The sequence below is a fragment of the Streptomyces sp. NPDC090442 genome (assembly GCF_044769405.1).
Taxonomy (GTDB): Bacteria; Actinomycetota; Actinomycetes; order Streptomycetales; family Streptomycetaceae; genus Streptomyces.
Genome location: NZ_JBIVXW010000276.1, coordinates 1 through 1231, shown reverse-complemented (window position 1 = coordinate 1231; position 1231 = coordinate 1). Strand labels below are relative to the sequence as shown.

Genomic DNA, 1231 nt, shown 5'->3' with positions numbered 1-1231 from the left:
CACATGCGCACCCAAACCCTCCAACTCCGCCACCAACTCCCCAGCCCCCGCAGCACCCACACCACTCCGACTAAGCAACAACAGATGACGCACCCTATGACGCACAACAAGATGCCGAGCCACCAGACCACCCAACGTGCCCGTACCACCCGTGATCAACACCGTACCCTCAGGACCCCACACCTCCCCAGACACCTCACCAGACACCTCACCCTGAGACTCCAACACCCGACGCAACCGCGGCACAAACACCCCACCACCCCGCACCGCCACCTGAGACTCATCACCCACCAACCCCACCACAGCAGAGTCGATTTCAACGCCACCCTCGACATCCAGCAGCACGAACCGGTCCGGGTGCTCCGACTGCGCAGAACGCACCAACCCCCACACACCAGCCTGCGCCAACCCCTCGACCGCATCCTCCGCCCGAACACCCACCGCACCCCGCGTAACAACCACCAACCGCGACTGCGCCAACCGCTCCTCCCCAAGCCACCCCTGCACCAACCCCAACACCCCAACAACACCAGCGTCACCGACAGAGACAACCACGGTCTCCGGCACACCCACACCCTCATCCAACCCACCCAGCAGGGACGGCAGATCGCCATACGCACCACCAGGACCAGCCAACCCACCCAGACCAACCCAATCCCCACAAGAGACACCACAACGCGCCTGCGACCGCCACTCCACCTCAAACAACGACCCCACACCCACACCACCAACCCCCAACCGCTCCGCAGCCACCTCACGAAACACCAACGACTCCGCCGTCACCACCAACGCACCCGACTCATCCACCACAACCACCGAGACCGCATCACCACTCAACCGCTCCAAACGCACCCGCACACACACCGCACCCACCGCATGCACCCGCACCCCCGACCACACAAACGGCAACCGCGGCCCCACACCAGACCCAACCCCCAACAACCCACCCACACCCACCGCATGCAACGCCGCATCCAACAACGCCGGATGCACCCCAAACCCCTCAACACCCTCCACACCCCCAGGCAAAACCACCTCAGCCCACACCACATCACCCTCACACCACACCCCACGCAACCCCTGAAACACCGGCCCATACCCATAACCAGCACCCGCAAGACCCTCATACGCACCCACCACATCCACCGCCACCCCACCCACCGGCGGCCACACCCCAAACCCACCCACATCCACCGACCGAACACCAGCACGCGACACCACACCCGACGCA

General features: G+C 64.6%; 1 protein-coding gene. It reads right to left on the bottom strand.

The window, feature by feature from the left end:
* Positions 1–1137, bottom strand: a 1137-nt coding sequence (locus tag ACIQU6_RS45015) for a polyketide synthase dehydratase domain-containing protein (RefSeq protein WP_403488574.1), incomplete at its 3' end; no start/stop codon positions are given.
* Positions 1138–1231 lie beyond the last annotated feature (94 nt).